This window comes from Methanoculleus sp. 10, from assembly GCF_913757945.1.
Taxonomy (GTDB): Archaea; Halobacteriota; Methanomicrobia; order Methanomicrobiales; family Methanoculleaceae; genus Methanoculleus.
Map to the genome: position 1 here is coordinate 143,265 of NZ_CAJYDP010000002.1, position 25,770 is coordinate 169,034.

Genomic DNA, 25,770 nt, shown 5'->3' on the forward strand with positions numbered 1-25,770 from the left:
CTCCTCAAAGAACCGGGTCGCGATGTGTCTACCAACCCGGGAGAGTTTTTTCGACCTTCTTTCAGCGATCAGGCGGTTGACGATGCTCACCTACGTGAGGTTCTGCCGGATGCATACCGAACGATTTGAGGATACGCCGGATCTGATCTCGGCTGTAAGATACACCAAACCGGGATTGAACCCGCTGCTGTGCCTCACTGATAGTCCAGTGATCCTGTTCGTGCAGGCACTCACGCAACTCCTCTTTCTGCCCGGATGAGAGTTTCGAGGGGTGTCCTCCAGCATACTTCGGGTTGAGGCCGGCGCGACCTTCGGCATTCCACCGCTCCTGCCAGTTGTATCCTGTTTGAGTGGTAACGCTCATGCTCTCTGCCGCCGAGGCAACACTCGCACCTTTATATCGCAGGCGGATAAAGAGCAGGCGGCGGAGTACTTCAGCCGATCCGTCGTGGTGCTTGATCCATTGTTCCAATACAGGAAGAGGGACGTGTTGTTTGATCGCGATCGGTTCCCAACTCGGCATAGATGCATCCCTTACAGATGAAATAAAAATTTAGTGTTGCAAACCGTATATTTGTGACGCCGCGCAGGCGGAAACGCAGGCCCGACATCCTGTTCCAATCCATCTTGATAGCGCTGGAGTGGTCCAACACGCTCACCGGGTGTGGCGCCGAGAACGACCAGCAGGTTGCTTTTTTGCGGTCGGGGCTTACAAAAATCGTCGGACGGAGGCAAGGGGCAGAGGTGCAGGATGTGACCTGCAATCGGTGAGAGATGTTGCACCAGGGTCACCCCAAAAGCAACCCTTTTCCCTTATCACACAAGAGATCTGATAATGCATGTCCCCCTGAAGTTCACCAACCACCGTATCGAGGAGTACGCGCTCAGGGTGACCTACCGCCCGGAGGAGAACGCCGGGACAATCATCTACAACCTCTCGCTCATCGAGAGCCGCGACCTCGAGTTTGCGCTCTCCGTCATGAAAGAGGCCCACCGGACGGGCATCACCATCAGCGACAGGATCCGGGTCGCCGGCCCCGGGGAAGAGGTCGGCGATTACACCGTGCCGGACGGCCGGCACGCCGTCTGCACGATGTGCAGTATCACCCTCGATGCCCTTCTCCTCCGGCGCGGCATCCCGCTGAACCCGATCGGGGGCGGGGTCGTCGAGATCGAGGCGCGAGTTCCCCGGCGGTTCACGAGCATGATCCTCTACCGTGACACCACGCTCGACCCCCTCGAGGTCCTGATCTCCCAGGAGGCCACGTCGATCCTCGACGTCATGCACCACGGAAACGGCAACATCCTTGCAAACATCCGGGAGTGCCACATGGAGGCAGAACCGCTCGTGGGTACGGTGCTCGACGAACTCGCGGCTATCGGGTTCTCCGGCATCCTGGACGTCGGCGCCCCGAACGTCCCCCTGCTCGGGGTTCCGGTCAGCCCGCAGTACGTGGGGCTGGCGATGGTCGGGGGCACGAACGCGATGGCCGCCGTCAGGGAGGCCGGAAAGCCCGTCGTGACCCGGGCGCTCAAAGGACTGATCGATATCCGGGAGATGGGCTACCTCGAGGACTACTGACCGGCTGCTGCCACCCACTCCGTGACGCTGTTGAGGTAGCGCCTGACGAATTGGACGAGCCCGGCAGACTCCGAGTAGAGCGCCGAAGGCTGCTCGCCGCTCGACCCCATCCAGACCAGCGCCCGGGCGTCGTCCACCAGGAAGACGCCGGAACTCTCGTGCCGCAGACCTTTTCCCGGCGGCGCGTGCGTCTCAGGATACGCGCCGAGCGGATGAGTGCGGACCCTGAACCGGGAAGGCTGCTCGCCCTTCCAGGTGTCGGTGACGATATCGACCCGCACTGAGTCGGGGACGGGTTCGAGCAATGCAAGCACGTGCTCCCGAAGGAGATTTTGGGCTACAAGCATCTCCACCCTCCGCTCCGCGCTCAGGAACATCCCGGCAAGACGGGCCCTGATGTTTTCCTCCCCGTAGATGGTCCAGATCAGTTCCTGGCTGCCCCGCGCTTCCGGCCTCTTCTCCCGGTAGAGCCTGTCAAGGGCCGTCCGGGCACTCTCCGCATCATTCTCGATCCGGCGCATGAGGTTCTCGATACCCTGGCCCGGGGGGATCGCGTCGAACCGTTTGGGCGTGGTGTGAGAGACGCTGACCAGTTCTTTCTGGACGAGCCGGTCGAGAACCGGGTAGACGGATGCGCGCGGCACCTCGGAAGTCTCATGGACCTCCGTCGCCGTCGCACCCGTCATCCTGAGGAGTCCGATGTATACAAGAGCCTCATATTTTGTAAGTCCCAGCGATCTGAGAGATTCGAGGAGGTCGTTTGAAATATCCCGGGGAGCCTTCATCCATTACATATATATACTGCCCGGCAATAAATGTTGTTGTTAAAAAAACAACAAGGTGAAGAGATGCGTTGGCAGCACGTACCGGTATTGATGCTCCTGCTGGCACTCCTGGCTGTGCCAGGGTCGGCGGCAGGGGCCAAGTACCTCTATGGAAATCCTGAACTCTCGGCAACGATCGCCGGCACCAATGAGTTCGCACCGGGTGCCGAGACCGGCCTGACCATTATCATAGCGAATAGCGGCCTGAATACCCACAAGATCGTCGGCTCAACGATCGTCGCCCCCGACGACCAGCCGAACACCGCGAAACTGACTACCGTAGCGCTCAAGAGCAACGATACACCGTTCACCATCAAGACGGACCCCCAGTTCCTGAGCGACATCATGGGCGGCGCATCCCGGACCGCCACGTTCAACGTGAAGGTGGCAGACTCGGCGGCGCCGGGCACCTACGTCCTCCCGCTTGAGGTGACCTACACCCACCTGCAGGAGGCAGAAGAGTACGGGCCTGACACTCTCCGGTACAATTACCAGAAGAAGACCGAAACCCTGCCCCTGACCGTCCGGGTCACGCCCGGCCTCCGCGTCGAGGTCCTGGATGTGCGGTCCGAGTCGCTGAACGTCGGCACGGAAGGCTACGTCTCCATGACCTTAAAGAACATCGGGCACGACACGGCAAACAAGGCGGTCGCCAAGGTTGTCAGGAACGGGGCGAGCCCGCTCATCCCCACCGACGGCAACGCCTATATCGGGACGTTTGAGCCCGGAGAGACGGTAGACGTGAAGTTCAAGGTCGCGGTCGCCGACAGCGCCGAGCCGCAGTCGTACCCGCTGGATGTCGTGGTCGCCTACGAGGACTACGAGGAGAAGTCGACGGCCTCCCGGCCGGTGACGATCGGTCTTCCTGTCGGCGGCAAGATCGCCTTTGAGGTCGCCTCGCCGACGGTGACGCTCCACCCCGGCGGCAAGAGCATCCTTGAAGTTGCGTACAGGAACACGGGAGCGGCAAAGGTCTACAACGCCCAGGCCCGGATCAGCGCCGTCGACCCCTTCACCAGCAGCGACGACACCGCCTACCTTGGCGACCTTGCTCCCGGCGAGACCGCGACGGCACGGTTCGAGGTGAGCATCGATGCCGACGCGACCTTGAAGGAGTACGGGATCGACTCTGAGATCCGTTACCGCGACGACCTCGACAACAGCAAGATATCGGATACCATGAAGGTGCGGGTCGCGCTCGAGAAGAAACAGGGCGCCCTCTTCACCAACCCGGTCTTCCTTGCCGCGATTGCGGCCGTCGTCATCGGAGCAGGGTATTATATATTCGTGTACCGTAAGAAAAAGTGATGAACGGGTACTGGGACGGGCCTAAACCGGAACCGCAGGCAAGGACGATCGACGAGATGCGGGAGGTTCTTGCAGATCCTGGCTGCACCTTCGGTCGGCCCCTCTATTTTATGTACCGGGATCTCGCCCGGAGCGAGAGCGACCGGGCGTGGCTCCGGCAGCAGCACGTCCGCTACGATATCACCGTCATTCCCCCCGGGACTCTCTGCGGGGAGTACGTCAAGACAAAAGGGCACTACCACACCGTAAATCCCGCCGGGGTGCCTTACCCGGAGATCTACGAGGTGCTTTCGGGGACGGGGCACTACCTCCTCCAGACCGAAGACGCCGGCGACGTGGTGATGATCGAGGGCACCGCCGGGGATAAGATCCTGATCCCGCCGGGATACGGCCACGTGACCATCAATCCCGTAAAGGCCGACCTCATGATGGCAAACCTTGTCTCGGCGGAATTTTCAAGCAACTACGGTCCCTATGCAGAGAAGCGGGGCGCCGCTTACTATGAGATGGAAGGGGGGGCGCTGGTGAAGAACCCGTGCTACCCCGACGCGCCGCCGGTGCGCTACTGCAACCCGGTGGAGGTCCCCGACCTCGGCATCGAGAAAGGTGTCGGGCTCTACGACCTGATCGGCCGCCCCCGGTCGGTCGCCTTCCTCAACCACCCCGAACAGTTCATGGAGATCTTCGCCGGCGTGACCGGCGGGTGCCTGCTGATGGAATAGAGGGGCGGGGGACCCGGACCTTCAGGCTCCCTTCCGCACCTCATCAAGGACCTGGCAGGCCCGGCAGGTCTTCCCGCACGGCTCCCCGCACCGTTCGCAGACCCGTATCCTCTCTTCCTGCGGCTTTGCCGGGTTCCGGAGGGCCTCGCCGAGGTTGACGACCGAGTACTTCGTCGCCGGGTGGTGGTAGGTGTAGTCGTCGAGGAGCCCCCGGACATCTCCCCGGAGGGCGCCGACCGCGTAGGGGCATCCCGCAAGGTCGAACCCCTCGACATGGAGGAAGGCGTAGAGCGCCACCTCACGTTCCGGTATGTACATAAACGGCTTGATCCGGGGGACCAGCCCTGCCACCTCCCGCACCGGGCGGGTGAGCCGGTAGGGGTCACCCCGGAGGACGTTCATCAGCACCGACTGGGCCTCGTCGTCCAGGTTGAACCCGTAGGCGAACTTCGTGACGCCTTCCTCGCGGGCGACCCGGTTCATCAGCGCCCGCCGGAGCACGCCGCAATAAGAGCAGGAGAGCCGGGTCCCCTTCTGGCCTACGATCTCATCGAGCGTGATCCCGTACTCCTCGCGGAACGAGGCTGTCACCCAGGGGGCGCCGATACGGTCGGCGATCGTCCGCGCCTGGTTCGGGTCGCGGTAGCCCGAGATCCCCTCGTCCACCGTTATCGCCATCAGCCGGACGTCACGGCGCTCATGGAGGAGCCGGTGGAGGAAGTAGAGGACGGCACTCGAGTCCTTGCCCCCCGAGAGCGCCACCGCCACTACATCGCCGGATTCGATCCAGCGGTGCTCCCGGATCGCCCGCTTCGCCTTCGCCTCGAAATCGCGGTTGAAGTGCTGCTCACAGAGGTGCAGCCCCGAGTATCGCTGGTAGATGACCGCGTCGCGGCGGCACTTGCTGCACTGCATGCTCTCTCGATCATTCTTTTATCACCGTGGCACATAAATGGTGTAGAAGATGCCTGTTCCTGCAGAATACGTGCGATCCCTGCACGCCTACGAACTCCGGATCCTGCTCGCCCTCGAACGCCTCATGCGCCGCTACCAGTGGGTGCCGCTCGAGGTGCTCAGGCCGGCCACAGGGTTCTCCGAGTCCGAGCTCGCCTACCGGCTGGGCAGGCTGATGGCCATGGGCATGGTCAGGTACGAGAAGGTCCCCTACGAGGGCTACGCTCTCGTCTTTGACGGCTACGACACCCTGGCCCTCCACACGCTCACCCGCCGCGGGACCATCCAGGCGCTCGGCAGCCTTATCGGCGTCGGGAAAGAGTCGGAAGTCTACGAAGCGATGGGGCTCGGGGTCGTGGTGCTGAAGTTTCATCGGGTCGGGCAGCGGTCGTTCCAGTCCGCCCGCCTGAAGCGCGGCTACATGCCGGAGGCCGGGCACTGCCCCTGGCTGTTCGCCTCGAGCAACTCGGCAAAGATGGAGTACGACGCTTTAAAGACTCTCCACCCCGCAGTCTCGGTGCCGCTCCCCATCGACCAGAACCGGCACGTCGTTGCGATGTCGTTCGTTCCCGGGGTCAATCTCTCGCGGGCGGCCCTTGCGGAGCCGGAGATCATCTTAGACGAGATCCTCGATAACGTCCACGAGGCCTACCGTCTCGGCATCATCCACGGCGACTTGAGCGAGTTCAATGTCATGGTCGACGAGAGGCAGTGCTGGCTGATCGACTGGCCGCAGTGGGTGGAGACCGCCCACCCGAACGCCGGCGAGATCCTGGCACGGGACATCGAGAACATCCTCCAGTACTTCAAACGGAAATACGGCCTCGAATACGCCTTCGACGAAGCACTGGCACGGGTGGTGGAGTGAGGGTCTTCGGGATCGACATCATCAAAGGCTCGGTCCGTTCCCGCACCCGGCGGCCCGTCTACGCCCTCGCCCGGGTGGAGGACGGCGAAGTCGCGGGCGTCGAGGAGGTCACCGGTTTCCGGCTCCAGCGCATCCTCGCGAGCGAAGAGCCCGACATCCTCGCGGTGGACAGCCTCCAGGAGATCGCCGCCGACCAGCACGAACTCCACGCCTTCCTGCAGGCGCTCCCGCCCTCGACGAAACTCGTCCAGGTGACCGGCGGCGAGAAGAAGGAGAGCCTCGGGAAGGTAGCCGCCCGCTACAACATCAGTTTCAACAAGTTCGATCCCTACGCCGAGGCCCGGACCACCGCCCAGGTGGCCTCCCTCGGGGCGGGTGTCGAGGTGATCGCGTTTGAGAACACCACCGACATCGTGGTGAGCAGGCACCGGTCGCCCGGGCGGGGCGGGTGGAGCCAGAACCGGTATGCGAGGAAGATCCACGGTGGCGTGATGCAGAAGGGCCGGGAGATCGAGGCCCGGCTCAGGGGCGCCGGCCTTGACTACGAGAAGAAGGAGACGAAGGCCTTCGGCGGGTTCTCACGGGTTCTTTTCCGGGTCGTCGCACCCCGGGACAGAGTGCCGGTTCACTCCTCCCGGGGCGCCGACGTCCAGGTCCGGGTGGCCGGGAGAGAACTCGACCGGATTCGGTTCGAACCTCTTTCCAGCCGCCCTCGCTACCTGATCGTCGGGCTCGACCCGGGGACGACGACCGGCATCGCCGCCGTTGACCTCGACGGCAACCTGGTCCTCCTCACAAGCTCCCGCCAGATGACGATGTCCGACATCGTCGAGGAACTCTACGGCGCCGGAAAACCGCTCATCATCGCCTCGGATGTCCAGCAGATGCCCTACTCGGTCGAGAAGATACGCCGGGCGTTCAACGCCATCCCCTACACCCCGAAGCAGTCGCTCCCGGTGGAGGCGAAGTACGACCTGACCGCCCGGTTCTCGTACACGAACGACCACGAGCGCGACGCCCTCTCGGCGGCACTGGACGCCTACCGGAGCCTCCAGAACAAGTTCCGGAATATCGCAAAACGGGTGCGGCCGGGAGTCGACCTCGACGAGGTGCGGGCGCGGGTGCTCCGGGGTCAGTCGCTCGATGCGGTCCTCGCGGACCTGCAGGGAGCCCCGGCAGCCCCGAAGGAGGCCGAACCGGCGGCAGCGGTCCCGGAGCGGCCGGTCGAGGACGAGCGGGTGATGGCGCTCGACGGTATGGTGAAGCGGCTCAGGAGTTATGTCCAGGAACTGCAGGAAGACCTCCGGGAACGCGACCGGGAGGTGGAGCGGCTGCGGCAGGACCTGCGGCGGGCACGCTCCGCGACCGAGCGGAAAGTCCGGCGGGATGCGGAACTCGCGACGAAAGACGCGACCATCGAGGGCCTGCGCGAGCAGCTCCGCGGCGAGCGGCGGCGGTCTCGGCGGCTGAAGAAACGCCTTGAACGGATGCAGGCCGTCGCAAAGATCGAAGTCTCCGAGGACTACACCCCGCTCAAGGTGCTCGACTCCCTCACCCGGGATGGAGTCCGGGCCCTCCAGGAGGGGGTCGGCATCTCCGCGGGTGATATACTCTACGTTCCCCGGGCTCACGGCTGGGGGCGGGGCGTGGTGAAGGACCTTGCGGGGACGGGGGTGCGGGCGCTGGTCGTCGGCGGGGAGCCTCCCGACCCGCACCTTGTCCGGGTCGCCCGGGAAGCCGGTCTCCCCCTGCTCCCGGCCGGCGCCGTCGGACCGGATATCCGGGGCAGGACCGGTGCGGCAAAGACCGGGGCTGTCGAGGAGGCGCTCGGGGAGTGGGAGGAGGAGCAGAAGGAGTACCGGCGGGAGCAGGAGGCCGAGCGGGTCGAGTACCTCTTCAAGGAGTACCGGAGCGAGCGGGAGAAGGAGGTGCGCCGCGGTGGATGAGCGGAGCCTGCACCGGCTGATCGGGACGATCATCGACCCGGAGCGCCTTCGAGACGACTGCGCCGTCATCCCCTGCGGGGATCTCCTGATGGTCGCGAGCACCGATATGCTCCACGAGACCACCGACTTTCCGGCCGGGATGACCGACTGGCAGGTCGGCTGGATGGCGGTGGCGGTCACGCTCTCGGACGTCGCGAGCATGGGCGCGGCGCCGGGGCAGGTGCTCCTCGCGGTCGGCCTCGACCGGCCGGAACGCCTCCCGGGGATCATGGTGGGCGCACGTGACTGCTGCACTGTGTTCGGCGCTGAACTCGTGGGCGGAGATCTCGACGCCCACCGGGAACTGACGCTCGTAAGCACGGGGCTTGGGACCGTCACCCCGGAGCACCTGGTCAGGCGGCGGGGAGCACGGCCGGGGGACGTCATTGCGGTCACCGGGCCGCTCGGGGAGGCACAGGCTGCTCTCGCCGGCTACGAGCGGCACATGAGGGAACTCCTCGAACCGCAGCCACGGGTGGCCGAGGGCGAGAGCCTCGGCCGTGCCGGGGTCTCGGCGATGATGGATATCTCCGACGGCCTCGCCCTCTCGCTCTATGACCTGTTGGCGGTGAACGACTGCGGGTTTGCCGTCGACACCTCCCGTCTCCCGCTCCCGGCCGGCGTCCCGGAGAGGGAGGCCCGGGAACTCGCGCTCTACGGCGGGGGAGACTTTGAACTCCTCTTCTGCGCCCCGCCCGGCATCCTCCCGGTCCCGGGGGTCAAGGCGTATGTCATCGGCGAGGTCATTGCGGAGCGGGTGGTGCTCGCGGATGGAAAACCGCTCGAACGCCGGGGATACCTGCACGCGTGGAGTGGTTAAGAGGCGGCCTTTGCCCCCATCCGCCGCCACTCCATGAAGATATACGCAAGGCCGAACACCGCAAAGACGAATATCACCGCCTCGGTTACGAGAATCCCCTGCGTCTGGGCGAGGTAGACCGCGGCGGCATCGACGGCGGCGTGCCAGAGGACGGCGAGGGCGAGGAGCGCCTTTCTATTATAGACGACGGCCGCGAGGACCATCAGCGACCAGGCGATATGCAGGGTGATCGTCATCATCCGCTCGGCGAGACCGGGCAGGATATCGAGCGGCGTGAGAGCCCGGAGGGCCTCGACCTGTGCCTGGACTGCGGGGTCGTCGGGCAGGGGGATCACCCCCGCGTCACCGGTGAGGACGATGTAGGAGACCATGCCCGAGAGGACGAGGAACGCGACGAATATGCTCTCGACGCCGCCCCACCCGGCCCCGAACTGGAGGCCGTTCTCGCGGGTGAGAGGGATGCCCCGCCGCCGGAAGTAATAGCGGTAGACGATGTAGCGGCCCACCTCCTCGAAGAGCCCGGCCATGAGGCCGAGGTAGACGGCGAGGCCGGCAAGGGCTGTTGTTGTCCCGGACGGCAGGAGAGCGAGGTAGAGTGGGGCCTGTGTTACGAGGACGAGCGGGGTGTGGACGACCTGCACGGCGATGAAGAAGAGGGCGCCGAGGAGAAAAACCCGCCACGGGGCGCCGAACCTCCTGACAATCCAGTAGCCGAGCGCGAGCGGGACGACGATCTCGAGCAGGACGACGACGGCGAACGTGACGACGACCGAGAGGGCCATACGAGGAGAGTGAGTATGACCAACTACTTAATCGTTGCCGGACCACAGGTAAGCAGGATGTCCCGATCGTCATGAATACAGAGCACCCGGAGGGCAGGGGCGCTTTTGGGGGGCGAGACCGGTTCTCGAACAACTTCGACTTCCTGCGGTTCGTTGCGGCGGCGGCGATCGTCGTCACGCACGCCTACGCGCTCAGGCTCGGTTACGTCGGGATAGGACTGCAGGATCCGTTTGTGCTCATGGGGCAGACGGGGCTTGCCGTCCTCCTCGTCACCAGCGGCTACCTGATCGCGGCAAGCTGGGAGTCGACCGCATCGCCGCTCCGCTTCGCCTGGAAACGGTTTCTCCGTGTCGTCCCGGCATTCGTCCTCGCGATCTTCGTTACGCTCTTCGTCATCGGCCCGTTGATGACGTCCCTCCCCCCGGCAGAGTACTTCGGTGCCCTCTTCTCCCCGGCAGGGCTCGCCACCATACCGTTTTTTGAGAACGGGTCCGCGATAGGCCTCTTCCAGGAGAACCCGTGGACCTACGTCAACGGCTCGCTCTGGACGATACCCGTCGAGGTCGCCCTCTACGGCGTCGTCGCGCTTCTCGGGATTGCCGGGCTCCTGCGACGGTGGGGCGCCATCCTTACCCTCGCAGGCATAAACGTCCTCCTCTGGATGGTCTGGTTCGACGACCCCCGGATGGCGAAGATCCGGTTCACCCTCTACTTCTTCATCGGGGCCTCTCTCTACCTTCACCGGGAGCGCATCCCCTACCGGCCGGTCGTCGCCGGGGCGCTGCTCCTGCTGCTCGGGTTCTCGACCCTGACACCCTACCCGGCCGTCGCCGGGCTGGTCTGCATCCCCTACCTCGTCCTCTACGCCGCGCACCTCCCGGTCCCGTACCTGAACAACTTCGGCAGATCGGGGGACTTCTCCTACGGCATCTACATCTACCACTACCCGGTCCAGCAGGTATTGATCCAGGTCACGGGGAACGCGCTCCTCCTCCCGGCGCTCTGCGGCCTCTCGTTCCTGGTGACGCTTCCGCTGGCGTTCCTCTCCTGGCACGTCGTCGAACGGCGGGCGCTGGCAGCAAAGAGGATATCGCCAGCGGAGATCGTCCGGGCGTACCGGGTGCGTGCGGAGGCCCTCCTTCCCGCTGGCGGCACAAGGAGGGACGCCGCCCGCCGGTGACGCCGGCGGCATCTATTATCCCGGATAGGAGCGTAGAGAGTATCGATACAGAGGATATAGGAGTATGGCGTATCATTTTGCCTCCCGCATGGAAAAGACACCCCGATCCTTCATCCGCGAGATCCTCAAGACGACCGAACGGTCCGAAGTCATCTCGTTCGCAGGGGGGCTCCCGAACCCCTCGCTCTTCGCTGTAGAGGCACTGGCGACGGCTGCGCAGGATGTCATGGCGGATGCGGGGAGAGCAGCCCTGCAGTACAGCACGACCGAGGGCTACCTGCCGCTGCGAGAGTTCATCGCCGAACGCTACCGGCAGCGCCTCGGGCTCTCAGTCAACCCCGATGAGATCCTGATCACGAACGGCTCCCAGCAGTGCCTCGATCTCATCGGAAAGATCTTCCTGAATCCGGGCGATCCGATCCTCATCGAACGGCCGGGCTACCTCGGGGCGATCCAGGCGTTCTCTCTCTATGAACCCGCGTTCCGTCCCGTGCCGCTGCTCGACGACGGCCCGGACATCGGATACCTGAAAGCGATGCAGGAGGAGGCGCCGGCCAGGCTCTTCTACGGTGTCCCGAACGCGCAGAACCCGTCCGGGATCACCTACTCAGAGGAGAAGCGGCGTGCCGTCGCCGCCGCGCTCGCCGGTACCGGGACGATCTTCGTCGAAGACGACGCCTACGGGGAACTCAGGTTCGACGGGAGGCGCCTTCCTCCCATCAGGCGGTACCTCGACGATGCGACGATCATAACCGGTTCGTTCTCAAAGATCGTCACGCCCGGCCTGCGGATCGGCTGGGTCGCCGCGCCCGGCGAGATCCTGGAGCAGATTACCGTGGCGAAACAGGCCTCCGATCTGCACTCGAACACCCTTGCCCAGCGGATCATCGCCCGTTACCTCGAAACGAACGATATCGACGCCCATATCGAGCGGATCACCCGGGTGTACCGGGCGCACCGCGACCTGATGATCGCCGCAATCGAGGAGGAGTTCCCGGAGGGCGTCCGCTACACCCGGCCGGACGGCGGGATGTTCCTCTGGGTCACCCTCCCGGAGGGGTGCTCGACCATGCGGCTCCTGGAGATCGCCCTCCAGGAGAACGTCGCGTTCGTGCCGGGCAGGGCATTCTACGTCGATGGGGGCGGGGATACAGCGATGCGCCTGAACTTCTCGAATGCGAGCGAAGAAGGGATCGTCGAGGGGATCCGGCGTCTCGGGACAGCGATCAGCACGTTCGTCAGGTGAGCCGCCCGGCTCAGAGCATCTCTTCCAGGATCTCCGCCGCGTCCCGGACGTACCGGGGACAGAGGGTCCGGGCGAGGCCCTGCTCGCGGGCCCGGGCGAGCCCCTCGTCGGTGGAGAGGTCGCAGCCGAGGAGCCCGGTGCAGGAGACGGCGCCGTTTCTCCCGACAAACCGGGCAATGAACTCCTGCGTGAGGGCATAGGTCCGGTCCTTCGCCTCTTTCTCATCCGGGCCGGTGCTCCCGAAGATAAGCCCGATCACGAGGACCGCGCCCGAAACCGCACCGCAGGCGCCCCCGGTATGCCCCATCCCGCCGCCGAACCCGGTGGCCGCCCGGAGGACGACCTCCTCGGGCACCCCGGCGTCGCGGGCGAAGACCGAACTGACCGCCTGTGCGCAGTTGTAGCCCGCCATGAAGCGTGCGGCCGCCTCTTCCGATCTCTTCTCCATACGAGGCAATCTGCAACGCGAGCCTTCAACGTTTGCCCGCAGAGGGGTTTTGCCGTTTTCCGGATCGAAGGGGCTGCGCCATCTCTCAAACGAAGGGGCTGCGCCATCTCTCAAACGAAGGGGCTGCGCCCCTTTCGAAACCCCCGGGCGACCTCCGGTCGCCTATGGACACAGGAAACTCAGTGGAAAGGTAGGTCAAAAGTTCAGAGGAAAACCAGGAAAATGGACTCGGCGGGATTTGAACCCGCGGCCTTTCCTTTTGCGGACCGAAGGGGCTGCGCCCCTTTCGAAACCCCCGGGCGACCTTCGGTCGCCTATGGATACAGGAAACTCAGTGGAAAAGTATGTTAAAACTTCAACGGAAAACCAGGAAAATGGACTCGGCGGGATTTGAACCCGCGGCCTTTCCTTTTGCGGACCGAAGGGCTGCGCCCCTTTCGAAACCCCCGGGCGACCTTCGGTCGCCTATGGATACAGGAAACTCAGTGGAAAAGTATGTTAAAACTTCAACGGAAAACCAGGAAAATGGACTCGGCGGGATTTGAACCCGCGGCCTTTTCGTTGCGAACGAAACGATCTACCCCTGATCACGCCGAAATTGGAATTGGAGGCCAAACCGTGGAGGAAAGTTTTACTCTTGCGGAAGTCATCAAAAAGCACGTAAAACCCAAAAAGAAGGAGTTTCTACAGTATTTAACCGGGGACGGCCGTTTTGAGCGCGGGATAACCAGATCTAGAGCAGTGAACTACTACAACAAACTGATAGAGTTAGCTGAATTACCGGAGATTACAGAGCCACAGGCATTGATCCCGCTCAATTTAATCGAGAATCAGGTATTAGATCTCAAAACAATGCTTGACTATCTCGGGACGTATACCAAAATCAGGAGCATAGCCGGGTATTCTTTCGAGGAATGGAGGGCGTTTCTGATACAGCCAAAACGAGAGGCCCCCGAGAAAGTCCCGCCGGTGACCACCGAGCAGGTTACGGCCGCATATGTGGCCACTCCAGACAACCTTAAGTTAAGTTTGATAAACCCACATTCCACGCTGCAAGCCCCATCAATATACCAAATGCTCCTGTTCCAATCCCTGCATGAATTGCGTCTTGCTTTATCTTGATCTCATCACCCATGATGCCTATTTATAGCCACTCCCGTAACAATTTAGAGGCATACTTTGAACTCAAGAATTTCACCACCCATTTCTCCCAATAACTTCTCTTCGCCACTAACTTCTTAAACGCCTCTGTGATCGTGGCCATCAGGTGCTCACGGCCGGCGATGAATGTCGCTGCCACCTCTCGTTTGATCGTTCGCCATACCTGCTCAATGGGGTTGAGATCGGGAGAGTATGGGGGAAGATATGCGAAGCGGATACCGTTTTCAGCAGCGTATTCCCTGACGAGCATCGCGTGGTGCGAACTGAAATTGTCCAGCACGATAACCAGGCGTTTGTTTGGATTTGCCCGCCTGAATTCCTTGAGCACCTCCCGGATATCCTCTTGTTTGGAGCGTTCCCGGAAGGTGACAATGGAGTTACCATTGACGGCAAAAATGCCAAAGGTGTTGGCCCGGATCTTCTCGGTGTTCTTCACCAATGGGGTGCGCCTAAACGACCACATCCGCTGAGTATTGGCCGTGGTTTGGGGAGAGCACTCATCCAGGAACCCAAGCACCGTATGCTTGCTCATCCGCGGAAGTTTTTTTTTGAACTGTGCCTCTGCATCCCCCGGTCTGCGGTAATCCCGCGGGTAGGGTTTGCCAAAATGCATGCCAAATGACTTCAGGATCCGCCGGACCTGATCCAGACTGTAGGTGACACCGAATTGCGACTGAATCAGCTGCTGCGCCTCGACGGTCGTCCAATGATCGTTCTCGCGCAACCGCTCGAGCAGTGCGGCTTTCTGGTCGACAGTGAGTTTGGCGGGGCGACCACCGGCATACCGCGGAACCAGTCCCTCCAACCCATCAGCATTCCAGCGTTCTTGCCAGTTGTAGCCCGTTTGACCGGAAACCCCGATAGATTCTGCCGCTTTGACGACACTCATGCCCGTATACCGCAACTGAATAAACACCAGGCGCGGGACCACTTCCGGCAAGCCTTGGTGATGCTTGATCCGTTTCTTCAAAGTGGACATGGAAACGTGTCGGACAATCGCGATCTGTTCACGGCCAGTCATGCAGGCAGGGGGGGTTCAAGGTTCAAGAGGGTATCGCCAGGAACTATAAACCCCTAACCGTGCGACAGGCAAAAGGTTATCCTCCTGAAAAATAAAGAGAGTTTGTTGGGGTGTTGACTCCCGTTCACCGTGTGCCCGACACGATGATTGCACCGACAACGATACCGACCGCAATCCCAAGCCAAAGGTTCACAGCCGGGTTGTTGAAGGCGCTTGGTGGAAGGATGATGTTCATCTCCATCTGTCTCTTCACCTCCTTTTACAGTGAGTGATACAAGGACCTGGTGGCCCTTTGCATCCTCCGCCAAGTTGCTTCATGTAGATCATCCTCCAGACGGCTGCATCATAGCCGCTGCAAAGGCCAGGAGGAATGCCCCCGCACCTATGATTGCGATGATGAGCAGAAGGGTCCTGAGATCCTCATCGCTCATCGAGTTCAAAGCACTGACGTATTTCCCCACAGTGTTCTTATTCAGGCCAAGGTTCTCCGCAATTTCTGCGTTGTTACGGCCCTTGTTTCGTTCGACCATGATGTTTCGGAGGATAGTAGGATCTAACCGATGCTTCAGCGCGATCTCCTCGAATCGCTCGTTTGCACGGCTCTCATCGATATCAAAGGTCATAGATCTCTCCTTGAGCATGGGGTCTCTGAGTATTTATATATTCCTAGGGACGATCATAATTCATACGTCAGTCGAGCGGACATTTTCCTATCATATGGTTCAAGACCTACAAAGCGTGAAAGTGATCCTCGCCCAAAACTATATCTTTCCAGATACAGACATCATCATGCATGCCGACGAAGACGGTAGTCGAGCGGGAGAAGGCAACCCCAAAGACTAAAAGAACCCTTACCCAGGCTGAAATCCAAGCCAGTATCGATAGACTGGATGCAGACATGGAGAGAGCGGGGAAAGGTCGGAAATATACCCTGGCCGAGGTAGAAAAGAGGCTGGGGTTATAAATCGATGTGCGGGTACTTCTTGTGCGCCGCCTCGAAGCCCATAACCTCACGGATTTCCACAAATGTTTTTTGCTCTGTTCTCACCACCTTATAAAACACGGTGAATTTCCTCTGAACATGTAACCGGTGAGTGTTCTCCTTCCCTTTCAGTTTCTTCTTATTGCATTGTTTGATCGAAGTGAACAGGTGTTCACCTAGACAGAATTTTATTTTATCGATGATTTTTTTGACATACTCGTTATCTCCACGCTTGATTGCCTGAAGATGTTTCTCTGCCGTCTCTGTGATTATGATCTCGTATTTCGTCATGCGCCTCCCTCAGACCTCGACGCCCCGCGCACGCAGCGCGGCAATCACGCCCAGTTCTGCAGCCTCTGACATGGGGATGCTCGCTTCCTTCGCGAGGAGGTAGACGTTCTCACGGATGTAGACGGAAGTCTGCTGAAAGACCTCTCCCTTTGCATTGATTCGCTTCATAGCCAATACGTGGCAAGTATATCCACTTAAAAAGCAGGTGTCAAACAAACCGCCCGTCTTTATGGCACCCTCTCTTTATGTGCCGCCTGCACGGAGGATTAGGTATACCTGTCTGTCAGGACGGATATGTATCTGTCCGGACAGTAGAAAGGAGAAGAGAATTATGGCACGCCAGAAGAAAGAGAAGCAATATGAGCGTAAACGGAGAAAGTATACGTTTACACTATCCGATCAGGCACATGAATTTCTGAAGAACAACGTTACGAATGCGTCTCGATTCGTTGAACGTCTGATAGAAGAGGCGGAAAAGGGAATTAGGGGCGCATACGTGACCGTATCGCCAATCGGAGTGGACTCGGCGGGATTTGAACCCGCGGCCTTTTCGTTGCGAACGAAACGATCTACCCCTGATCTACGAGCCCAAAGGTGTGAGGGGATATGAGATCAGAGTATGATCTCGATATCTAATTTTTCTGCCAGTTCCTTATATCTGTTCCTGATCGTGACCTCGGTCACGCCCGCAACTTCGGCGACTTCACGCTGGGTGCGCCGCTCGCCGCCGAGGATGGACGAGATGTAAATGGCCGCCGCAGCGACGCCCGTTGGGCCTCTACCGCTCGTAAGTTCGCGCTCTCCGGCCTGCCGGAGGATCTCGACCGCCCGGCTCTGGACCTCGCCCTTCAGGTTCAGGCCCGAGCAGAAGCGCGGAACGTAGTCGATCGGGGACGTCGGCAGGAGCTTTAACCCGAGCTCGCGCGAGATGAACCGGTAGGTGCGCCCGATCTCCTTCCTCGACACCCGGGAGACCTCTGCAATCTCATCGAGCGTCCGGGGCACGCTGCACTGCCGGCACGCCGCATACAGCGCCGCCGCGGCAACACCCTCGATACTCCGGCCGCGGATCAGGTTCTTGTCCACCGCATCGCGGTAGACGACCGCGGCGGTCTCGCGCACGTTCCGGGGCAGGCCGAGCGCAGACGCCATCCGGTCCAGCTCCGAGAGCGCGAACGCAAGGTTCCGCTCAGTCGCGTTCGAGACCCGGATACGCCGCTGCCACTTCCGGAGACGGTAGAGCTGGGCGCGGTTCTTGCTCGAGATCGCACGACCGTAGGAGTCACGGTTCCTCCAGTCGATCATCGTCGAGAGACCCTTGTCGTGAATCGTGAACGTCATCGGTGCGCCGACACGGGAGCGCTTCATGCGCTGGTCGTGGTCGAAGGCACGCCACTCGGGACCGCGGTCGATGAACTCTTCGTCAAGGACAAGCCCGCAGCTCTGGCATACGAGTTCAGCGCGCTCGTAGTCGTGGACGAGCTGGCGGCTGCCGCACTCGGGACAGACGGACTGGACACTCTCCTCGGTACGCTTCTTCTCGGTCTCTTTAACCTTCTGCTCCCCTCTCTTCTTCAGGGCCTCACGCTGCAACTGCAGCTGTTTCAATTTTTCAACTTCTGCCATCGATTATACACCTATTTTGCAAAGATCTTCTCGCCAACCTGCACGGAGCAGCCATTGTAGCAGAGGACTACGGCATAGGGAGATGATATATTCCCAAAGATGTCGACAACCTTCCCTATGGGTTTCAACCGGCGATCCAGAGCCTCACCGTAGAGGCGGGGCAACTGTGCGGCATCGCATCGCAAGATTAACAAGCGATTACCGCAAACACTTACAGAACGTCCGATTAACCGCAAACTGCAACCTCTAGGGGATACTATAGCTGGATGTATTTAGTAACGTATATATATTGATCGTGAGATTATAAAAACGTTTCGCTAAAATATAAATACTTCATCTTACTTCTGCAGAAGTCGTTTAATAGAGAGAGAGAGTACTTCCCGGGATTCCGCCTCCGTCAGCCCGGCACCGAGTGCAACCGTCTGCCGCGCCTCCTTTGACATCAGATCGGACGGCGCATGCGTATCAGAATCGACCGTGAGAAGACAGCCGGTCGCCCGGGCCACCCCCACCACGTGGCCATTGGTCCGGTTGTGCCCCGCCCGGGAGGTGATCTCGAGCGCGACCCCGTGCTCCGCGGCCGCGCGGGCATCCTCGACCGTTATCAGCCCGGGGTGGCCGAGCACGTCGACGTACTCGCAGGTGCAGGCGGCGCGGTTGGTCCCCGGAGCGACCGGTTCCATCACCGTCTCACCGTGGACCACGACGATATCGGCACCGCGCTGTTTCGCCTCGCGCGCGAGTGCCGGGATCAGGGACGGCGGGACATGGGTGAGTTCCACCCCGACGAGCAGGTTCACGCCGTACCGCCGCGCCGAATCCCGGACCATGCTCCCCGCCTCCACCAGGTGCGCGAGGTTCGAGGCATCCGCGTGGTCGGTGATGGCGAGGGTCTCGTAGCCGAGTACGGCGGCCCGCCGGACCAGCTCCGTCGGGAGGAGTTCGCCATCGGAGAGGAGGGTGTGGGTGTGCAGGTCGTACATCCTGGTCACTTCCGGCCGGCAAGATCGCGGGCGACCTTCCGGATCAGGTCTTCCTTGCTCCCTTCCCACTCCGCCACAACCCTGCCTTCACGCTCCGCCCACCGGGCGGGGTGGTGGTGTGCCTCCACCCGGTGCGGGACCTTCATCCTTCGCAGGGCGGCCTCGATAGCGGAGAGTTCCGGTGACTTCACGCCAAGGTTCTTCGGGACACGGCGCCCCTCCCGCCGCTGCAGCGTGACGTCGAAGTAACAGGGGTACAGGATGCGCTCAACGCTCATTGCCGTAGGGTATGGGTGTTAACCTATAAACAGATCATGATCACAGTACATACCATGCACCATATCGACGTCCATGTGGAGAAGGACATCTACGACGTCAACAACCGCATCGCAGATGCCAACGCCGAACACCTCAGGGATCACGGTATCCGGGCGTTCGACCTCCTCGGTGCGATCGGGTCGGGGAAGACCGCCACGATCGAGCGGCTCGTCCCGCTTCTTGAGGAGCGGGGGCTCCGCGCCGGCGCCATCGCGGGAGACGTCTACGGCGACGACGACTTCAAGCGGATCGTCGCCCTCGGGATCCCGGCCTACAACGCGAACACCGGGAAGGAATGCCACCTCGACGCCCACCTGGTGGAGCATGCCATCGAACACCTGCCGCTTGACGATATCGACGTCCTCTTCATCGAGAACGTCGGCAACATGATCTGCCCGACGGACTTCCGACTGGGTGCCGAAAAAAGGATCGTCATCGTCAGCTCCACAGAAGGGGACGATGTGGTGAACAAGCACCCGATGATGTTTCGCGGCAGTACCATCGGCGTCATCAACAAAGTCGACCTCGCCGGGTTCGTCGGCGCCAACCTCGACCGGATGGAGCAGGATATGCGCCGCTACAACCCGGAGATGCAGGTCTTCCGGACGAACATGAAGACCGGGGAAGGTATCCGGGAACTGCTGGACGCGATCCTCGCCTGATCAGCACAGTTAAATATTCCCGCCCCGAATAGTTATAGCACTTTAACGAGAGATTGCTTTCCCACGACGGGTATCGCGTCCTCAACAGAGTATTTCGGTGGTCACATGCAGTGGCAAGGAAGATCAGTACGGAAGCCGTCGGGTGGGCGCTACCACGCCTCCCAGGGCAAGAAGAGAGCGGAGATCGGAAGAGCTCCGGCAGAGACGCACATCGGTGAAGAGCGCAAGAAGGTTGTCCGGACCTACGGGGGCAACCAGAAGGTCCGGGCCCTCAGGCTGGACTATGCGACGGTCGCGAACCCGGCGACCGGCGAGACCCGGAAGGCGAAGATCGAGGCGGTCGAGGCAAACAGCGCCAACCCGAACTACGTCCGGCGGAGCCTCCTGACCAAAGGCGCCGTCATCAGGACGGACGCAGGACGCGCGCGGATCGTCAGCAGACCCGGTCAGGACGGCGTCGTCAACGCTGTCCTGATCGCATAAGATATCTTTTTTACGGACTCAGGTAATACCGGCCTTCCGCCTGCCTGACGACCCATTCCACAACGCCGGACGGGACAGTCTTGACATAGCCGGGGAAGTCCTCCGCCGCCAGGTTCCGGGAACGGGAAAGTGTTTGGGCAGACGACAAACCAGACACCGTACCTCGCGAGCAGGTCCATGAAGGTGGCGTCCGGGCCGCCGGCACGGAGCCCCTCCACCCTGCCGGCGTAAGCCACCACCTCGACCCCGACCGACCCCGCCCCAGGGCCGGCGATCAGGTTTTTACATTCCTCAGGGCCAGGGTCGCCCTGTCGCGCTCGCTCACCCGGATGACGACCCGCGAGGACGGCGTCATACCGCCACCACGCTCCCGCGGAGATCGGCGCTCACGGGTCCTCTCGCCAGGTAACGCTCGAGCGCCGCGATCGCCCGGATATCGAGATCCTCCCGGTTCTCCCCGTAACTCGCCGGCACGCCCTGAGCGGTGACGAACGCGGTCCGGTAGACGGTATCCGGATCAAGCCTCTTTCCCCCCGCGAAGAACTCCTGGATACGGAGTCCGGGCGCGTTCTCGAGTTTGCAGTAGAGGTTGATTCCCGCACAGCGCTTCACATAGCCGCCCATCTGATCGTAGGGGTCCCGCGCGAAGGTCCGTTCCAGGTTCTCCTCCATCATTGCCCGCAGCTCCCGGCCTGTGATCTCGACCGTCGAGACAGGGGGGTTCACCGGGATGATGTTCCAGAGGTCGTTTACCGTGATTGGACCCGGCGGCACCGGGGCGCCGTAGCGCCAGCCGTTCGAGAACGCCATATCCGCGCCGGTGAGGTCGAGGAGTGCCTGGAGGAGGAGGTTATCCATCGTGGCCTCGAGGACCGTGTTCCGGTTGAGGGCGGTCCGGGTCTCGCCGACGACCCGGGAGAGGCGCTCGCGGTGCGGGTCCATTATCTTCCTGACCAGCTCTTCAACCCCGGGATCGGGCCGGATCTCCTCACCGACGACGATGAGGTCGTGGTCGAACTTCGTCACCCGCCGGTTCTCGACCGTAAGGTCAAGCCGCCCGAGGAAGGAGCCGTGGCAACCGGACTGTATGATGATGGTGTCGTTGACGATAGCCGGTTCAAAGAGGCGGTTGTGGGTGTGCCCTGAGAGGAGGACATCGATCCCGTCCACCTCCCGGGCGAGCTTCACCTCCTGGGGAAAGCCGAGGTGCGATATCACCACGACCAGGTCCACCCCCTCGTCGTCCCGGAGCCGGGCGATGTAGCCGGGGAGTTCGGCGTTTCCGAGGGTGAAGTGGACGCCCTCCGAGAAGGACGGCGGCATCACCTTGTCAACGATTGTAGCGGCGATCCCGATGACGCCCACCTCGAGGCCGTCGGTCTCGCAGACGGTATAGGGAGGAAAGACAAGGTCGCCCGTCGCGTCGTCGTAGCAGTTGACGGCGAGTACCGGGTAGTCAAGAGCGCGGGCGACTTTCTGGAACTGCTCCGGCCCGTAGGCAAACTCCCAGTGCGCGGTCATGGCGTCGAACCCGAGAGCGTTGAGGACCGGGACGAGCGCCTCGCCCTTCGATTGGACGGCAGGGTACGTGCCGTGGATGGTGTCGCCGCAGTCAAACGCGAGCACCCGCCCTCGTTGCGCGTCCCGCGCGTCCCCGATAAGCGCTGCTATCCTGGCATACCCCCCGGCCATTCGGTACTCGGCCCGATCAGCGGCCCAGAAGAGTTCCGGGTGCAGTTCCAGGTACCCGTGCGAGTCGTTCATCTGCAGAAGCGTAAGGTGATCCGTCATACGGGTGCAGGGAGGGGCCGGGTGCGCCAAAAACTTTTGCGCCTCCGGTGGGATCAGATCCTTTTTACGTTCTGCGGACGTCAGTCTTAGTGATGCGCAGGATATACCATCGTTTCCCCCAGTCCATCGACCTCGATTTTGAACTTGCCCGGCCGTTTGGGGATGTCCTCACCTGTATAGCCCGGATGCACGACACCCACACGACAGCGAAGGGGGCGGACGGCCTCATCAAGGAGCGGATCCGCGTCCAGGTCGCGGACGGGCGGACAAAGTTCCTGGACCTCGACGACCTGCTGCCGATCTCCGAGATGGTCACCGAGGCTGCAGACTTTCGTGTCGGCCTGCAGAGGACGCTCCTCACCCCCGAGAAGAGGCTGCCGGTCGCGGAGAACGTCTTCTATCTCAGGATCGTCGATAAGGGGCCGGTGACGGAGTGCTACATCGCAAAGGAGGGGCGCCTGGGCGACCTGGATGCGATGGACCTGCGAAGAATCCTTAAGGGTGCCTGCGAGTGAGCGTCAGGATTGCGGTTGCCGCACCGTTCAAACATATGCGCAAGGAGCGGTTGCAGAGGAGCGAGTTCGTCTTCTACATCGCCATCGACCGGAAGTGGATGAACAAGGAGCAGGCGAACCAGCTCCTGGAGCGGGCGAAGTCGGAGGGGCTTGTCGAGATGGAGGGCGGCGCCATCCGGCCGCTCTTTGACGTCGCGGAGGTCTCGATACCGCTCGGTTTCAAACCCACCTCCGATATCCTCGTCACGGAGAACCCCTCGGAGGACCTCATCGGGCGCATCGCCGCCGCGACCGGGAGACCGGCACAGGAGATCGTTGCCGAGCTCCACCGGGTCGTCGCCGACCACTTTGACGGCAACCTCCGGGTGGAGGCGGCGGCGGTCATCCTCGCGAGAAAATACGGGGTGGCATTCGAGGACAAACTGCCCGCCCTCGAAAGATCGGTCGTAAAGAAGCGGTAGGAGGAGCAGGAGTCTGCCCCCTCCGGCAATCTCCAGGAGAGGGGGCCAGGCACCCGGGAATGCCGGCTGCTCCGGGAGGAGGTTTCGCCCGCTCCGAAAACAAAGTTTCTCAGAAAAAGAGGGGTGCGGATTATTCGGCAGCCGCTGTGGGCTGGCCGAAATATTCGGCTAAGGGTTTTGCGCCGCTCTGCTTCACGGCGGCGTTGATCTGGACGAAATCGGCACTGATCTCGCTCCCACGCACCGACTTCCTGCGGCGCTCTCCTTCCATGACCGGGTGGAACCCGACGCCCTCGGAGAGCAGGAGCCTCCGGCGTGCCGGCCCGGGAAGGTCGCGGCGTGCCGGGATGCCGGTCTTGTCCGTGCCGCCGGTGATCCGGATCGTGTAGCCCGGAAGGCCGAGGATGCCCCCGTCGATCTCGTCGCCGATGCGCTTGCCGATGAGCGCTCCGGCGGCCGGGCCGGTTGCATCGATCTTGTATGAACGCCCGGTACCCGGGTCCGAGAGGATAATTTTGAAATCTACCATGTTGACGACTCCTTCAAAAGTATCTATACAATTTGATAATATGGTATTAAAAGCCTACCTCCGCGGGGTTGAAAGGAAACGGTAGCCGGGAGCCCCCGTCAAAGCGCGCAAGAGGGCTCACTTCCCCCAGAAGGGGTCTTCCCGGCGCCGGAGGGTGGTGAACTCCTCGAGGGTCTCACGCAGGCTCGCGCTTAACTGGTTGATCATCTCCCGCTCGATCACCTTCACGTGCCGCTCCGGCACGTCCACGTAGAGGTCGTCATCGACGTTGATCTGGCGGCCGACCGTCGGCCCCTCGATGGAGATCGCCACCTCCTTCCCCGCTTCCGCCTCCTGGACCGTCTCGTTCTTCGCCTGTATCTGCTTGATGCGGCCCACCTTCTTTCCGTTCGGGAGCGCGAGATCGACGCCGCTCTGGAGCTTCCCCCCAAGGACACGGACGCCGACCACCGCCGGGTTGCTCTGCCGGAAGACGCAGTTTGGGAGGATCCGGATCTTTGCCGGCATGATCAGTTTCTCGAACTGCTGCCGTTCGAGTTCCTGCTTCTTCTCATCCCGCCACTCGACGTAGTCGTCGAGGAGCTGGTAGATGACCCCGCCCTCGAATATGCTGACGTGGGACATCGAGGCGTCCGCCAGGGTGTCGACCGCATCCGGCAGGACCGGGGTGTTGAAGGCAATGATCGCGCTGTAGAGGGGGTCTTTGATCGTCCCCGCCTCGATGACGTCGTGGCGGGTGACCGGCCCGACAGCGGCCCGCATCACCTGGATCTGGTGCCCCTCGAGCTCCTTCGAGAGCGCTTCGAGGGCGCCGATGGTATCCGCCCGGATGATGACCCCGACGTCGGAGAGGTTCACCTGGATGTCCTGGACCTCGTGGCGGACCCGCTCGATCACCTCGTCCCGGTTCCCTCCCCGGATGGCCCGGAGGGGGGAGCCCGCGATGACCCCGTCGAGCCTCGGGGCGGCGACCTTGATCCCCGCTGCGGCGGTGACGGACTTGACCCGCTCGAACCGCTCTTCGAGGAGGATCTCGCTCATGGGGCGGGGTTTTAGGAGGGAGCGCACCTTGGTCTCGATGATCTGGTCGTTTCCTGCGACGACGATCTCGTCCCCGACCTTGAGGGTCCCGTCGTAGAGGATCACGTCAAGCGTCATCCCAAGCCCCCGCTCCTCCTTCACCTCGAGCACCGTGCCGGCTCCGGGTCCGTCGGTGCTGACCTTGAGGTTCTCGGTCATATAGCGCTGGGCGAGCCCGATCAGCACCATGAGGATGTCTGGGACACCTTCGCCGGTGAGGGCGCTCGTCGGCACGATGCAGATGTTCCGCGCAAAGTCGGAGACCCGGTCGAACCGCTCGGAGTTGAACCCGAGGTCGGCGAGTTTGCCGACAAGTTCGTAGACTTTCGTCTCGAGAGCCCCCTGGACGCGCTCGTTCTGCTGCGAGAACGTCTTTGTGAACGGCTGGCCTTCGTGGACGCGCCAGCCGTGGATGCGGTCGATCTTGTTTGCCGCGATGACGAACGGTGTCCTGTAATTTCGCAGGATCTGGAGCGCCTCGATCGTCTGCGGACGGAAACCCTCGTTGATGTCCACCACGACGATCGCCATATCAGCGAGCGCTCCCCCCCGCGCACGGAGGGTGGTGAAGGCATGGTGCCCGGGGGTGTCGATGAAGAGGAGGCCCGGGACGTTGACGCTGACCTTGCTCAGAGCGCCGCTCATCCGGGTTATCGCGTCGATGGGGACGAGCGTGGCGCCGATGTGCTGCGTGATCGCGCCCTCCTCGGTCGAGACCACGGACGAGCCCCGGATCCTGTCGAGGAGCGACGTCTTGCCGTGGTCCACGTGACCCATCACGCAGACGATGGGAGTCCTGATCGTTGATTGCTTTGCCATGGTTATCACCTTCCGGTATATGTGAGTTATGGGCGGATAATCCCCAAAAAACCTGGAATATTGACCGTTTTTCCTGAATCATGCCGTAGCCCGGATGATTCCCCTACCCCCGGGGCGTCCTCCGGCGCCCGGAACACTGGTACGTTATAGAGCATGAGGTCTATTAATGATTCTCCCGGACATGCACCTGGCCGGAGCCGGGATGGCCGGACCCGGCAACCCGGCACCTGGATGCGCGGCAGACCCGGGTCGTCGGCGATCCCGGCCCGACGTGCACCCGTGATCGCCGGGAGCGGTAGAGGGCGCGGGGGTGATGAAGAGATACCTT

General features: G+C 61.9%; 29 protein-coding genes and 2 tRNA genes. 14 read left to right on the forward strand and 17 right to left on the reverse strand.

Annotation, left to right across the window (positions count from 1 at the left end):
* Nucleotides 1–61: 61 nt before the first annotated feature.
* Complete coding sequence (locus QZ408_RS02480; RefSeq protein ID WP_292489468.1) at nt 62–523, reverse strand: helix-turn-helix domain-containing protein; 462 nt, start codon at nt 521–523, stop codon at nt 62–64.
* A 312-nt stretch (nt 524–835) separates the two neighbouring features.
* On the opposite strand from QZ408_RS02480, the gene QZ408_RS02485 reads away from it, so the two are divergent.
* A complete protein-coding gene (locus QZ408_RS02485; RefSeq protein ID WP_292489469.1) occupies nt 836–1,582 on the forward strand; it encodes a DUF128 domain-containing protein in 747 nt (248 codons plus the stop codon).
* Here QZ408_RS02485 and QZ408_RS02490 read toward each other — a convergent pair.
* Entirely contained in the window at nt 1,576–2,367 is a 792-nt protein-coding gene (locus QZ408_RS02490) for a helix-turn-helix domain-containing protein (protein WP_292489471.1), read from the reverse strand. The genes QZ408_RS02485 and QZ408_RS02490 overlap by 7 nt on opposite strands.
* A gap of 63 nt (nt 2,368–2,430) precedes the next feature.
* Here QZ408_RS02490 and QZ408_RS02495 point away from each other — a divergent pair, with 63 nt between their 5' ends.
* Entirely contained in the window at nt 2,431–3,714 is a 1,284-nt protein-coding gene (locus QZ408_RS02495; RefSeq protein WP_292489472.1) for a CARDB domain-containing protein, read from the forward strand.
* Entirely contained in the window at nt 3,714–4,436 is a 723-nt protein-coding gene (locus tag QZ408_RS02500) for a glucose-6-phosphate isomerase family protein (RefSeq protein ID WP_292489475.1), read from the forward strand. The genes QZ408_RS02495 and QZ408_RS02500 overlap by 1 nt, the downstream gene beginning before the upstream one ends.
* Nucleotides 4,437–4,457: 21 nt before the next feature.
* Here QZ408_RS02500 and QZ408_RS02505 read toward each other — a convergent pair whose 3' ends face one another.
* Nucleotides 4,458–5,351: a TIGR00269 family protein gene (locus tag QZ408_RS02505; RefSeq protein ID WP_292489476.1), complete on the reverse strand. Its 894-nt coding sequence runs from the start codon at nt 5,349–5,351 to the stop codon at nt 4,458–4,460.
* A 49-nt stretch (nt 5,352–5,400) separates the two neighbouring features.
* Here QZ408_RS02505 and QZ408_RS02510 point away from each other — a divergent pair, with 49 nt between their 5' ends.
* From QZ408_RS02510 to thiL, 3 genes are read left to right on the forward strand one after another with little or no spacing between them, the layout of a single operon-like run.
* On the forward strand, nt 5,401–6,258 hold the full coding sequence (locus QZ408_RS02510) for an RIO1 family regulatory kinase/ATPase (RefSeq protein ID WP_292489478.1): 858 nt from the start codon (nt 5,401–5,403) through the stop codon (nt 6,256–6,258).
* Nucleotides 6,255–8,204 (forward strand): DUF460 domain-containing protein, encoded by a 1,950-nt coding sequence (locus tag QZ408_RS02515; protein WP_292489479.1) that lies wholly within the window; start codon nt 6,255–6,257, stop codon nt 8,202–8,204. The genes QZ408_RS02510 and QZ408_RS02515 overlap by 4 nt, the downstream gene beginning before the upstream one ends.
* Entirely contained in the window at nt 8,197–9,063 is an 867-nt protein-coding gene (gene thiL, locus QZ408_RS02520; protein ID WP_292489480.1) for a thiamine-phosphate kinase, read from the forward strand. Before QZ408_RS02515 ends, thiL begins: the two co-directional genes overlap by 8 nt.
* On the opposite strand, the gene QZ408_RS02525 is transcribed toward thiL, so the two are convergent.
* Nucleotides 9,060–9,845 carry a YhfC family glutamic-type intramembrane protease gene (locus tag QZ408_RS02525; protein WP_292489482.1) on the reverse strand — a complete coding sequence of 262 codons (786 nt, stop codon included), beginning with the start codon at nt 9,843–9,845 and terminating at the stop codon, nt 9,060–9,062. The two genes, thiL and QZ408_RS02525, sit on opposite strands and share 4 nt — an antisense overlap.
* A 71-nt stretch (nt 9,846–9,916) precedes the next feature.
* On the opposite strand from QZ408_RS02525, the gene QZ408_RS02530 reads away from it, so the two are divergent.
* Together QZ408_RS02530 and QZ408_RS02535 are read left to right on the forward strand one after the other, a co-directional pair.
* Nucleotides 9,917–11,026: an acyltransferase gene (locus QZ408_RS02530; protein WP_292489485.1), complete on the forward strand. Its 1,110-nt coding sequence runs from the start codon at nt 9,917–9,919 to the stop codon at nt 11,024–11,026.
* 88 nt (nt 11,027–11,114) lie between these two features.
* Nucleotides 11,115–12,272: a PLP-dependent aminotransferase family protein gene (locus tag QZ408_RS02535; RefSeq protein ID WP_292489488.1), complete on the forward strand. Its 1,158-nt coding sequence runs from the start codon at nt 11,115–11,117 to the stop codon at nt 12,270–12,272.
* 10 nt (nt 12,273–12,282) lie between these two features.
* On the opposite strand, the gene QZ408_RS02540 is transcribed toward QZ408_RS02535, so the two are convergent.
* Entirely contained in the window at nt 12,283–12,720 is a 438-nt protein-coding gene (locus tag QZ408_RS02540) for a C-GCAxxG-C-C family protein (protein WP_292489489.1), read from the reverse strand.
* 526 nt (nt 12,721–13,246) lie between these two features.
* Nucleotides 13,247–13,314 (reverse strand) — tRNA-Ala (locus QZ408_RS02545).
* Between the two features lie 24 nt (nt 13,315–13,338).
* Between QZ408_RS02545 and QZ408_RS02550 the strand changes: the two genes are divergently transcribed.
* Nucleotides 13,339–13,842 carry a hypothetical protein gene (locus QZ408_RS02550; RefSeq protein ID WP_292489491.1) on the forward strand — a complete coding sequence of 168 codons (504 nt, stop codon included), beginning with the start codon at nt 13,339–13,341 and terminating at the stop codon, nt 13,840–13,842.
* A 22-nt stretch (nt 13,843–13,864) separates the two neighbouring features.
* On the opposite strand, the gene QZ408_RS02555 is transcribed toward QZ408_RS02550, so the two are convergent.
* Together QZ408_RS02555 and QZ408_RS02560 are read right to left on the reverse strand one after the other, a co-directional pair.
* A complete protein-coding gene (locus QZ408_RS02555; protein ID WP_292489493.1) occupies nt 13,865–14,902 on the reverse strand; it encodes an IS630 family transposase in 1,038 nt (345 codons plus the stop codon).
* A gap of 323 nt (nt 14,903–15,225) precedes the next feature.
* Entirely contained in the window at nt 15,226–15,525 is a 300-nt protein-coding gene (locus QZ408_RS02560) for a hypothetical protein (RefSeq protein ID WP_292489494.1), read from the reverse strand.
* Between the two features lie 170 nt (nt 15,526–15,695).
* Here QZ408_RS02560 and QZ408_RS02565 point away from each other — a divergent pair, with 170 nt between their 5' ends.
* On the forward strand, nt 15,696–15,866 hold the full coding sequence (locus QZ408_RS02565) for a hypothetical protein (RefSeq protein WP_292489496.1): 171 nt from the start codon (nt 15,696–15,698) through the stop codon (nt 15,864–15,866).
* Here the strand turns inward: QZ408_RS02565 and QZ408_RS02570 are convergent.
* The 6 genes from QZ408_RS02570 to QZ408_RS02595 form a co-directional block, all read right to left on the reverse strand.
* Nucleotides 15,861–16,175, reverse strand: a complete 315-nt coding sequence (locus QZ408_RS02570) for a hypothetical protein (RefSeq protein WP_292489498.1) — start codon at nt 16,173–16,175, stop codon at nt 15,861–15,863. The two genes, QZ408_RS02565 and QZ408_RS02570, sit on opposite strands and share 6 nt — an antisense overlap.
* 9 nt (nt 16,176–16,184) lie before the next feature.
* A complete protein-coding gene (locus QZ408_RS02575; protein ID WP_292489500.1) occupies nt 16,185–16,343 on the reverse strand; it encodes a hypothetical protein in 159 nt (52 codons plus the stop codon).
* 350 nt (nt 16,344–16,693) lie between these two features.
* Nucleotides 16,694–16,765: transfer RNA gene (locus QZ408_RS02580), tRNA-Ala, on the reverse strand.
* A gap of 22 nt (nt 16,766–16,787) precedes the next feature.
* Entirely contained in the window at nt 16,788–17,801 is a 1,014-nt protein-coding gene (locus tag QZ408_RS02585) for a transcription initiation factor IIB (protein WP_074369806.1), read from the reverse strand.
* Nucleotides 17,802–18,139: 338 nt separating this feature from the next.
* Nucleotides 18,140–18,784, reverse strand: a complete 645-nt coding sequence (locus QZ408_RS02590) for a histidinol phosphate phosphatase domain-containing protein (RefSeq protein ID WP_292489505.1) — start codon at nt 18,782–18,784, stop codon at nt 18,140–18,142.
* Nucleotides 18,785–18,789: 5 nt separating this feature from the next.
* Nucleotides 18,790–19,062, reverse strand: a complete 273-nt coding sequence (locus tag QZ408_RS02595; protein WP_292489507.1) for a signal recognition particle subunit SRP19/SEC65 family protein — start codon at nt 19,060–19,062, stop codon at nt 18,790–18,792.
* A 54-nt stretch (nt 19,063–19,116) separates the two neighbouring features.
* On the opposite strand from QZ408_RS02595, the gene hypB reads away from it, so the two are divergent.
* Together hypB and QZ408_RS02605 are read left to right on the forward strand one after the other, a co-directional pair.
* The gene (hypB, locus tag QZ408_RS02600; protein ID WP_292489782.1) at nt 19,117–19,764 is read left to right on the forward strand and encodes a hydrogenase nickel incorporation protein HypB; all 648 of its coding nucleotides are present in this window, start codon (nt 19,117–19,119) and stop codon (nt 19,762–19,764) included.
* A 105-nt stretch (nt 19,765–19,869) separates the two neighbouring features.
* The gene (locus QZ408_RS02605) at nt 19,870–20,247 is read left to right on the forward strand and encodes a 30S ribosomal protein S8e (protein ID WP_292489509.1); all 378 of its coding nucleotides are present in this window, start codon (nt 19,870–19,872) and stop codon (nt 20,245–20,247) included.
* A gap of 351 nt (nt 20,248–20,598) precedes the next feature.
* Here QZ408_RS02605 and QZ408_RS02610 read toward each other — a convergent pair whose 3' ends face one another.
* The gene (locus tag QZ408_RS02610; RefSeq protein ID WP_292489511.1) at nt 20,599–22,038 is read right to left on the reverse strand and encodes a 5'-nucleotidase C-terminal domain-containing protein; all 1,440 of its coding nucleotides are present in this window, start codon (nt 22,036–22,038) and stop codon (nt 20,599–20,601) included.
* Nucleotides 22,039–22,130: 92 nt separating this feature from the next.
* Between QZ408_RS02610 and QZ408_RS02615 the strand changes: the two genes are divergently transcribed.
* Both QZ408_RS02615 and QZ408_RS02620 read left to right on the forward strand, forming a co-directional pair.
* A complete protein-coding gene (locus QZ408_RS02615; RefSeq protein ID WP_292489513.1) occupies nt 22,131–22,553 on the forward strand; it encodes a hypothetical protein in 423 nt (140 codons plus the stop codon).
* Nucleotides 22,550–23,014, forward strand: a complete 465-nt coding sequence (locus QZ408_RS02620) for a DUF2240 family protein (protein WP_292489514.1) — start codon at nt 22,550–22,552, stop codon at nt 23,012–23,014. The genes QZ408_RS02615 and QZ408_RS02620 overlap by 4 nt, the downstream gene beginning before the upstream one ends.
* A 130-nt stretch (nt 23,015–23,144) precedes the next feature.
* Here QZ408_RS02620 and QZ408_RS02625 read toward each other — a convergent pair whose 3' ends face one another.
* Entirely contained in the window at nt 23,145–23,543 is a 399-nt protein-coding gene (locus tag QZ408_RS02625) for a 30S ribosomal protein S6e (RefSeq protein ID WP_292489516.1), read from the reverse strand.
* 117 nt (nt 23,544–23,660) lie between these two features.
* Nucleotides 23,661–25,442: a translation initiation factor IF-2 gene (infB, locus tag QZ408_RS02630; RefSeq protein ID WP_292489518.1), complete on the reverse strand. Its 1,782-nt coding sequence runs from the start codon at nt 25,440–25,442 to the stop codon at nt 23,661–23,663.
* Nucleotides 25,443–25,770: the final 328 nt, after the last annotated feature.